The 9,098-nt window shown below is 57.2% G+C and carries 7 protein-coding genes and 1 pseudogene; 4 read left to right on the forward strand and 4 right to left on the reverse strand.

Going from position 1 to position 9,098, the window contains the following annotated elements; genetic code table 11:
• Nucleotides 1-497 precede the first annotated feature (497 nt).
• From WBA38_RS10165 to WBA38_RS10175, 3 genes are all read right to left on the reverse strand, one after another.
• Nucleotides 498-1,325, reverse strand: coding sequence for a hypothetical protein (locus WBA38_RS10165; RefSeq protein WP_424322637.1), 828 nt, complete (start codon nt 1,323-1,325; stop codon nt 498-500).
• 1,532 nt (nt 1,326-2,857) lie between these two features.
• On the reverse strand, nt 2,858-3,664 hold the full coding sequence (locus WBA38_RS10170) for a hypothetical protein (protein ID WP_424322638.1): 807 nt from the start codon (nt 3,662-3,664) through the stop codon (nt 2,858-2,860).
• Between the two features lie 1,334 nt (nt 3,665-4,998).
• A complete protein-coding gene (locus WBA38_RS10175) occupies nt 4,999-5,487 on the reverse strand; it encodes a hypothetical protein (protein ID WP_424322639.1) in 489 nt (162 codons plus the stop codon).
• Nucleotides 5,488-5,534: 47 nt separating this feature from the next.
• Here WBA38_RS10175 and WBA38_RS10180 point away from each other — a divergent pair.
• Nucleotides 5,535-6,020: pseudogene (locus tag WBA38_RS10180) on the forward strand (ESX secretion-associated protein EspG); the annotation flags it as partial.
• Between the two features lie 149 nt (nt 6,021-6,169).
• Entirely contained in the window at nt 6,170-6,802 is a 633-nt protein-coding gene (locus WBA38_RS10185; protein WP_424297366.1) for a DUF4203 domain-containing protein, read from the forward strand.
• Nucleotides 6,803-6,857: 55 nt separating this feature from the next.
• Here WBA38_RS10185 and WBA38_RS10190 read toward each other — a convergent pair whose 3' ends face one another.
• Complete coding sequence (locus tag WBA38_RS10190; RefSeq protein WP_424322640.1) at nt 6,858-7,067, reverse strand: CsbD family protein; 210 nt, start codon at nt 7,065-7,067, stop codon at nt 6,858-6,860.
• Nucleotides 7,068-7,268: 201 nt separating this feature from the next.
• On the opposite strand from WBA38_RS10190, the gene WBA38_RS10195 reads away from it, so the two are divergent.
• Together WBA38_RS10195 and WBA38_RS10200 are read left to right on the forward strand one after the other, a co-directional pair.
• Nucleotides 7,269-8,018, forward strand: a complete 750-nt coding sequence (locus WBA38_RS10195; protein ID WP_424322641.1) for a DUF6319 family protein — start codon at nt 7,269-7,271, stop codon at nt 8,016-8,018.
• Nucleotides 8,019-8,097: 79 nt separating this feature from the next.
• Complete coding sequence (locus WBA38_RS10200) at nt 8,098-9,081, forward strand: NYN domain-containing protein (RefSeq protein ID WP_424297370.1); 984 nt, start codon at nt 8,098-8,100, stop codon at nt 9,079-9,081.
• Nucleotides 9,082-9,098 lie beyond the last annotated feature (17 nt).

The raw sequence follows: 9,098 nt of genomic DNA on the forward strand, positions 1-9,098 counted from the left end.
CATCGCTTACCGCCGCCTCAAATCCGGGATACACAGAAGCCAAAGCTGTCGCCTTATTCTCCGCAGAACCCAAGAGATAGTACGACTCCATAGACGCCCGCACCACCGCTCCAACCTGGGACGACAGGTCCACGACCGATCCCCGTTGATCCCAGTTAAAGTACGGCACAGGCCAGTCACTTGAAGCTTGCGTGGTTGCCCCCTCATCGGCAGCATGAGGCTGTGCTGCACATCCAGTTGCCAAAACAATAAGGACCGTCGACACCAACCCCAACTTTAGACTCCGCATCCCAAAACCACCGAAGTCAGCCATCACTGTTCCGCTTTCCTTTCCGCTTCTCTTGACATCATCACCACACCGGGGACCAATCCAGAGACACGTCACGAATCGTTCGATGTCCATCCGGAAACGGGCCCGGAATGTTCATAGACGGCTTCACACTAGAGGACGGACTCGGGAACCTCAACATGCAGTTAGCCTCAGTTTATGTGCAGAATTATTGCCACCCTGGACTCATGATCTGAGGCAACTTCTTGGCATCATGAACCCCCATCGGGTCTGCATTCAAGGTTGGATCATAAAGGTTCGCCGGAATCCGAGAAGGCACCTGCGAGCAAGGACTCCCGTTCGACCGATAACCGGGGGGAACTTGTGGGCTGCCCGCCCTTACCCCTGTGATAGTCCAACCCGTGAAGATGTCCCCTGTCGGCATTCTTCGCGGACCTGCACCTGCGTTGAGGTTCCGGCCGACATGTTGAATATCGCGGTGGATCTCAATCCAACCCTCGTCATACGCGATCCCAAAACTCTCGTATCCCTCACTCCCCGCAAGCTTCATTTTCTGGGAACCAGAGGGAATACAGATTCTAGCCATCCAGGTGTCCGATTCAATAGGCACCACTGTAAGGTTGGCAAAGGCAGTGCCTACAGTTGAGAACGGCACACCCGGGTCAGTTCCAGTCAAACCCGCGAGCTGATCTTCCAAACCTGACGCATAAATCATCTCGGAAAATCCCGGGTACTCGTACGTGCGTGCAGTCGCGGTCGCCAGCGCAGTTGCCTCAACAAATGCGCGCGCAATCTGCGCAGGCTCCGACTGAAGGTCCGTCCGATTGTCGAAACTCGACCAATCAAAAACAGATTGATAATATTCGGGAATCGCAACCTTGGCAGGCGTAACAGTCGGCACGGAGTCGTTGGACGAACATCCCGCGAAAATCACGCAGATTACGAAAATCAGTACCGAAAAAACTTCGGCCTTTCGCCGCCGCGCACGTCGCCGTTCGAACCCTACAGATCTCAATTCGTGCTTGAACTTCATCACTTCGCCGATTCCCTTACATCGCGTTCCCAATCGCTCTTGCTCTTTCCAAAGTCGAGAGCATTATCGACCGATGTTACCCCATTGGCATCGAGGTATTCGTCCACCCACGCGCTGAATAGCGCGCTGTCACCACGAGTTAACGTCTCGAGAGGCTTCAGATTTCCTTCGCGCGCCGCATAATCGAATCCCGGAAACCCAACTCCAACGTCCTCATACTCACGCAACGATTGCACAACCGCTCGAACGTATGTCCCGAGAGGGCTCATTAGATCCAGCGCTCCGGTCGGGGCCCACTGCCAAGTAGCTCGTGCCTTCGCCGCGGGATTCGCAGTACTTGGTGCTACCGCCTCCGGCTGCTGACCACCGGCACCGCATCCAGCGAGCCACAAGGCGATAGTGATGACACCAATCAATCGCGTCGATCGCCTTACAATCACTCTCACTTCGGCACCAATGCCTTCGGCTCTACCTCCAAGGCCTCTTATCAACGCCAAACGAAGCTCAATCCTTGCTTCCGGACGGCAGAAACCGTATCCAGCGATCAGACACTATTCGGCCGCCGACGGCCAACCCGGCTACGGCGGGTCGACTATGTGTGACGGTTGCGGATCCTTATCTTTAGCCGGAAAGGTATCAGCAATCCGCTGACATTCCGGCCCGAAATCGTGGGTGTGTACGACAATCTTCCCATCCGCATCGCGGGATGTTGAGATATCGACCACCGGACTTGAATAATAGGAACCAGCTTTCCAGCTACCGAACGGGGAAGTTGCAGGCAAGTTATTAGGACCCGGTGTTCCAGATTCCGGCTCATCCGTACCTGTCTTCAGGTATATCGAAGGTAATAACTTCGGAAGTTCCATAGTAGTATCGACCCGCCCTCGATCGAGTTATGAAATCCGTGTCGATCGCACACACAGTTACCGTCAATCTGTTCGCGGAATCATCGGTCGCCAGGACCTTCTTTCGACGCACTCCTGCCCCAAATTGCGAGCGCCCTTCAGCCTCCCACTGCCGCACATTGCCCTTCTCGACCCGAGCATAGTCAGGATGCATTGAATCCGAATAGCCCGGGAACATTTGGTCACTTAGGTACCAATTTTGCCGTCTCCAATCATGTGCCTCGACAACGCCGCGAACTACCGTCCCACTCGGACTAAGTAGGTCTAGCTCCGGAGATGGGATCCAAATGAAGGAGGTCGAAAAATCCGGTTGATTGACCACACTCTCGACAGCCCGCGGTTGTTCGGATAACGAACAACCAGCAGTCACAAGCATGGCAACTCCAAGGACTGAGGCCAATACCGAACAACCGACCGATCGATCATTCAACAATTGGCTGAAAATTCTTCGAAACCAACCTTTGATCATTAAAATCCAATTCTCCAGAATGCGAACAGTCACTCAGTCACCAGTCCCGCCACCACGACGACCGACATCAAGCGCCGCAACAACAGCGTCTTCATCGTTACTCCCGTCCGCGACCTAACAAATTAAGCATTCGATAACACAAGTCAGGCTCCCCCGAGACGTTACGAGTCGCAGTCGCTCGGCGAGTCGTATACCGTCGCCGCAAACTGATCGGGCGCCCCATCCTTGTGGCCAACAGAAATGGTGACGCATGTGTCCTTTGCGATCGCCTCATTAGCCGATTCCGTTATTGAGGGGCCGTACAAGTCTAGATCAATATCCCGAAATAGCGACGGAAGAGACTTGACGAGCTGGTCCCGCTTTGGCGTCAGCAACTGTGCCGACTCCGACTTCGTGAAACGATGCTCTTCCGTCTTGTCGTAGCCAGGAAAAGCGAACGAACGAGAATGACTCGGCGACGATGATTCCGACGTAGGCGTTTCCGATCCACACCCAACGAGGGCCATGCCAGCCGCAAAGGCCAGAACCCCAAGGGCGCCGCGCGTGGGATCCGCGGGGAACAACTCTCTCAACGCATTGGTGAGAGCCGATACGGAAGCCACAACTAGTGAACCTGCATTCAGGTTCCAGTTCGCCGAAGTTGTCCAATCTTCGCGGTCGTCCCGGACGGGTGAACTTCGCCCTCGAACACCGTCGAGTTGGTCAAGCAATTCAGAGGGCCCAAACAGCGCCTGGATCCGGCCCAGTGCAACTATCTGTCGCACAATTTCATCATCTTTCAACGGATCATCATCAGGGAATGAATCCTTCTGGACTAAGCTTGAAATCAACTCAATTTGCCTGATATTGAAGGTTTCTATCGCCGACTCGACAGCTACTTTCTCTGCTTCCGGATCAGATCTCAACCACCGAAAAAGGCACCACCAGGTGCCGATCTCCTGACCGAGAACCGTGCCCGTCGAATCCACCGAACTCAGATTAGCACGGCGATAATCATCACCACCCCGGACAGCTACCAGAGACAGGTCATGAATTGTTCGATGGCCAGAGGGAAACGAGCCCGAGATGTCCATAGGCGGTATCACACCAGAGGACGGACTAGGGAACTTTGAATCGAACCGTTCACGATCAGGTCCTCTATAAGGCACACAAGGTCTATTATTCCCACCTTGGAAACTGAGGTTGAAGAGGCTGTGGAACATCCGGGCCTTTTATCGCCAAATCACGGCCTTCCACGCCTACGACATGAGATTCCGGCAGCACCGTCGTCGCCCAATTCGCGCAAGCATAGGTCACATATCGCTGATCAGCTTTCATGGACGAAATATCCCAACCAGAGAAGACGTTGCCACTCGGAACTTGCCCCTGGTGCACACCCACTCCCGAATACTGATTCACGACAGCGGGATCACTATACGAACGTTCAGGATCGCCAGTCTCCCTGGCCACGTCTCGCCTATCGAATTCAATGTGGGAAGGGCTGATGATCCTGGCCTCGCTGACCCTAGTCCGATAATCGGGGTCCTCAGACGACCACCTACGAACCATACATAGGTCAGCTTCCACTCGGTCAGCAGTGACTACGAGTCCTGTAACGTGCACATAATTTGTTGCGTTCCAAGACAATTTCTCTTCCACCACATTCGGAAAAAATCCGACGCTCATATTTTCCCAGCTCGGAATTGAACCCAAATACCCGGGAAACGAATACTCCGACCCGTAATAGCTGCTCATCCAGAATGACTCATAAGCCGCTCGCACAAGAGATCCTGGATGGCTCCTAAGGCTCGCCAAACCTGGTTCCGACGACCAAACAGTCGTCCAACTCGGACTCCATCCGGCCTTCCACTTCGCACCAGGGTCATCACCGTCAGAACCTAACGAGCAAGCCGATAACGCGGCGAGCCCTACCACGAGAGAAAAAGCAACTCTCAAAAATCGCCTGAGCACACCGGCCCTCTGGCACTCTTTATCCATCGCTACTTCCAAACCACCGAGGCTTTATCAATGCTACTCATTGTTAGATTTCACACTAATGTATCCATCATCAACCATCCGGCCCTTACCGGTCATTTTGTCACCAGTGTCAGTAGAAGCATCTGGGAGTTTTCCAATTGCTTGATTCAGAGCTGCCCTGAGTTCAGCTTGGGGAACCGTTCTTGTCAATTCATCCAACGGACGCAGTTTGCCATCTTTATACAAGAAATTAGTATTTATGTCCCCACCCACATCAAGGTCGCTTACAGGAGCGGAGCTGAGTATCGGATAGTATAGTTTCGAAAAATCCGGTTCCAAGCTACTCTTAGGGTCGCCAGGAAGTGGAGTATCCCCAAATAATGGAATCCTTCAACGATTCACCGCCAAGGCTCACCGCATCCCCCATCGGACCGACCCTACCGATCATGTTGACTGCGGCATCGAAGGCTTCGGATTTTCGCTGGTGATTAGTTAACCCCTGCTTATAGTCATTCGCAATACCGGCATTCTCAGCCTTGGTAATTCCGACATCAACGATCCCTTTGAGCGTCCCGATCGAAGTCAAGTCGGTATTATTTCGCCCCTCTGCCGGAGCGGAACCATATCGAGTTTGCAGTTCCAAAATATGTCGATACGCTTCCGCATTGAGGGCCTTACCAGCTTTAGCATCAGTATTCAACACAGCAAATACATTAACCGAGCCGGCATGGTAACTCTTAAACGCTTTCGAAAAGCCCATCCAGTTAAACCCTGAGATTCCCGACTGCCCCGCCCCTGTTAAAGACGGGATATACGGTGAAATTGCACGTTGCATGCTTCGTGTAAGTCCCGCATTAATCTCCCCAACGGGGGGACTCGACAACTACACGCATTTGCGCCGTTCGTTCGTTCGACAAGGGCTACGTCGCGGTCCAACGACCCGGCGTCCCCGACGGGCAATCCTACGAGATGATCGATATCTTCGAGACACACGCCGTCGACCTGGCGAGGGCCGTCGTTGCCGCAGTGCCGTCAGCACCCGCTGGTTCATATGGCGACATCAACACTGATGAGCTCCGGATCGCGAGCCAGATGGGCGTTGATAGTCCATATCCCCTATTGTCAGCACCGTCCAGTGTCGTCGGAACCCTCCAAGTATGCGAAGGCCCGTCGACGGAGTGGCGAATGAGCGAGAGCGGCCCAGATCTGATTTGGGCGGACCGAGAAGGCCTTGGTCGGTACGTCCTGACGCGCGAAGCACGTCTCGCTTGCGACGACACCCGACTTGCTACCGAGATCAACAGGCACGTCAAAGTTGTCGTCGATCGGATACGCGAGAAACGGGAGCACTCGACGCTGACCGTCTAGTTGACGCTGGTTGACGTAGCTGGCCGGGGCGGGCACGGATAACGTCCGCTGACCATCCTGCGTCCACGCGATGTCGAGACAACAGATGGAACCTGACCAAACGCACGACAATCACCAATCAGGCTTGCTTCACCATTTACGCTAACCCCATGTCCAGCATCCTGATTGGCATCGTTGCCGTTCTTGTCGGTCTCCTGTTCTGCTTCCGCGGCGTGATCGCGTTGCGAATTATCCTCGCGGTGTGGGTCGGCTTCGTCGGCTTCGTGATCGGCGGGGTCGCGATCTCGGAGATCCAAAATGAGGACGTGGTGCTTAACAATCCGGTCGCCTGGATCGTAGCGATCGTTACTGCGATCGCGTTCGGCCTCCTCGCGTACTACCTGTACGCGGCGGCCGTGGTGATCGCGATGGCCTCGATTGGGTATGCACTCGGAATCGCTGTGATGACGGCGTTCGGCGTCACTTGGAGTTGGGCGATCATCCTGGTCGGCGTCATTCTCGGCATCGCCCTGGCAACCGCCACCCTGGTCTTCGATCTGCCGATGGTCCTGCTCGCCTCGCTCAGCGCCCTCGGCGGCGCGACCATCGCGACCGGCGGCATCATGCTGCTCACCAACACCATCGAAATGGACGACTTCAACCGCCGCACAGTCAGCAATGTGCTGCACGACAAATGGTGGTGGTACCTCGTCTACTTCGCCCTGGTCGCCGCCGGCATTCTGGTGCAAGCCCAATACTTGGCGCGACGCAACCAAGAACTCGACCGCCAAGACCCCTGGTAAACACCGAACCCGTCGCTGCCTGGCAGCGACGGGTTCAGATCGTTTCGAGCAGAGGTCAGTGACCGGTCAACTTATTCTTGACCGACTCAACGCCTTCCTTCAGCTTGTCAGCAACCTCGACCACCGTCTCCTTGATCCCGGCGTGCGCTTGGTCGACCTGACCTTCGGCTTTAAGCTCATCATCGTTGGTGGCTGCGCCCGCAGCCTCCTTGGCACGGCCAGTCAGGTCCTGCGCCTTGTTCTTTGCGTCATCGGAAAAGCTCATCGGTCCTCCTAGTATGTGGGACGTTCTGCATATTCCTTACTCATCGCCGTACGTTCAGACGATAGTTTCGACGGTACCGGGATCACGCGAGGTCTGCCGAGCAGGAGATCCAACGGCCACCGACCTCGCACACCCGTGCGAATCCGTCGGAGGCATATGCGATATTAGTAGTGAGAAAATCGTTCGACGAGAAAGGCAGTCATGCCACCGCGCCGCCGCTCAGCGCCCATCCCAGAGTCGTTGACCCCCGACAACCTGACCGCAATCGCTGCGGCCCTGGCTGACGGCAAACGCCCGACGGTGTATCTGCGCGAAGGCACCCCCAGCCTCGGCCTAGCACCGGGTGCCTCCGCTCGCGTGCTGTCGATCGACGGCACAACGCTGACGGTGAAACCGAGTGGCGTCAACGACGAACTCCCCTACGAGGCCGACGAACTCCGCATCACCAAGAACCCACCCCCCGAACCGGAGAAGCCGAAGCCGGCCAAGTCCGTCGCGCGCCCGGCAGCTGCCCGACGCTCCGCGCCCGTCCCCAGCGCTGCCGCGGCCACGAAACCCGCTGAGCCGAAGCCCGCCCCCGCCAAGTCGACCGCACCTGCACCCAAGCCAGCCACCACCCCAACCGAGACTGCACCGCCCGCTAAGAAATCCACCCGCCGCACCGCCGCACGGAAGGCACCGGCAGCCGTCACCGTCACCATCCACGGCTCCGCCGAGAACGAGTGGTCAGTTTCGGTGACCCGTGGCGGACGTAAACTCCCCCGATCCCGCAGTGTCACACCGGATTCCGTCGAATCCGCGATGGCCGAACTCGGCGACGAACAAGCACAAGCCGCCACGTCGTCAATCCTGAACGCGGCACGCGAGGAAGCCCAACGTCGCGTCGACGAACTCAGCCGCGAACTCGCCGCCGCCCGCGAAGCGCTCGCCATCCTCGACGGAAGCACCTAGCGAACCCTCAGCATTACTCAGAGGTAACGACCCGCCCGAACCGCGCCGAAACGGACTGGTCGCCTGACATAGTGGGCATATGCGTTCGACGTGCAGTCTCTATATCGATACCGGATATCTACTCGCCTCAGCCGCCACCAGAGTGACGGGAACATCGCTCCGAAGCAGCATTAACGTCGAATACCCGCACCTCATCGACAGCATCATGCAGAAGGCCGAACAACTTTCGGGCCTGCCCGTGCTGCGCGTGCATTGGTACGACTCCGCCGACAACGGCGTCCCCGGCCCCATCCAGCAACGCATCGGCGAACTCGCCAAAGTGAAGCTGCGACTCGGCCGCTTCGGCATGGACGGCGAACAAAAGGGCGTCGACCTCCGCATCGGCCTCGACCTCGTCGCCCACGCCCGCAACAACACCTCCGACGTATTCTTCCTCGTCTCCGGGGACGACGACCTCACCGAAGCCGTCGAAGAAGCCCAAGCACACGGCGTCGCCGTGGTCCTGCTGTCCGTCCCGAATGCCGACGGCAAATCGCACGGCGTGAGCCGTCACCTTCTTCGCGCCGCCGACGACCTCCACCTCATCGACGGCACCACCCTCGACCAGTCGATCCTGAAGGTCGAACGCCAAATCGCGCCCACCCCAACCGAACCCGTGACCGCCAAACCTGGGCCTACACCGGCAAAACCCGCGGCCCCCTCCCCTCTCGACGTCGCGACAGCCGCCAGGGCCCCGCATCCAGCGACACCGACGCCCGCCCCGGCACCAGCGATCGCCTACAGCTCAACAACCGGTTCGGTCAGCCACGTCCTTCCTGAATTCGACAATGCCGAAGATGCGGCCGTGATCGGCGACGTCGCCAACCGCGTCTTCATCGCCTTCCAAGCAACGGCCAGCCCCGAAGAAATCCGCGAGCTGGAGAAGAAGCGACCGTCGATCCCGCGGGACATCGACCGCGCATTACTCCTCGATGCCTCCGAAGCATTGGACCGCTACAGCGTCGACGAAGACACCCGGTACCGCCTCCGCGCCCGGTTCTGGAGTCGGTTCGACGAAGGGTGAGCGGCGGCGGCCCGGGT

It is taken from the genome of Gordonia sp. (in: high G+C Gram-positive bacteria), assembly GCF_049647785.1.
GTDB lineage: Bacteria > Actinomycetota > Actinomycetes > Mycobacteriales > Mycobacteriaceae > Gordonia.